Raw genomic sequence first — 904 nt, 5'->3', positions numbered from 1 at the left:
TGCATCCGTGCGTGCCAAAACATGGCGATCTCTAAGGGTGGAATGGGGAAAGGAGCGCTAACGACGGTAAACTTATCCTGGTCGACATAACGTCGAATAAAACCACTGGGTAACAGAATCATATAATCGGTCGCGGCGATGATTTCCAGCGCAGCAAAAAAGTGTGGCACCGTGAGCGCGACCTTTCGTTGTTGACCAATGCTTTTAAGGTAGTCATCAACCGGACTTTTGCTGGTGCCTGAGGAGCTAATTACGATATGGTTCATACCAATATATTCTTGTAAGTCTATCTTTCCTTCAGAGGGATGAGACTTCCTGATAACGCCTGCGTAGTTATCTTGAGCAACGATGCGTTGGTGTATGTTATCGGGTGGAGAGGTGACGCCACCAATCATCAGGTCTACCTGATTATGTTCAAGCTCAGTGAGTAGGCTTGAGCGCCAATCAACTGTTGATAAACTTAACTTTGGTGCGGCTTCTTGCAATAGCGGAACTAATTTTGGTAATAGGTTATTAGTGCCATAGTCGGTCGTTGCAAGTCTTAAGGTACCTTCGTAATCTTTAGGGCTGAACTCGATAGGGTCAAGTAAAACACTGATTTGCTCGAGTGCCTGATTCACTAAGGGAAGCAGTTGTTCAGCGTTCTTAGTCAGTAATAAACCTTTTCCAGAGCGCACAAGTAATGGGTCTTGAAAGGCTTCTCTTAGTTTACCCAAGGTTCGGCTAACTGCTGATTGTGTGAGGTTTAATTGTTCTGCCGCCCGTGTGACATGCTTTGTTTCCAGCAACAGTTTTAATACTACAAGGCTATTCAGATCGAACTGGCGAAGTGTGACTAGATTCATGAGCAAGGCTAACCCACAGCTATTGGTATGATTTAAAATCATAGCATACATAATAATAA

General features: G+C 44.2%; 1 protein-coding gene. It reads right to left on the bottom strand.

What is annotated here, in order from left to right:
* The coding region (locus A3729_RS04305; RefSeq protein ID WP_197475555.1) for a LysR family transcriptional regulator at positions 1-845 on the bottom strand (845 nt) is incomplete at its 3' end.
* Between the last annotated feature and the right edge of the window lie 59 nt (positions 846-904).

It is taken from the genome of Oleiphilus sp. HI0043 (assembly GCF_001634935.1).
The sequence above is the reverse complement of the archived record's forward strand: the minus strand, read 5'-3'. Positions and strand labels throughout refer to the sequence as shown.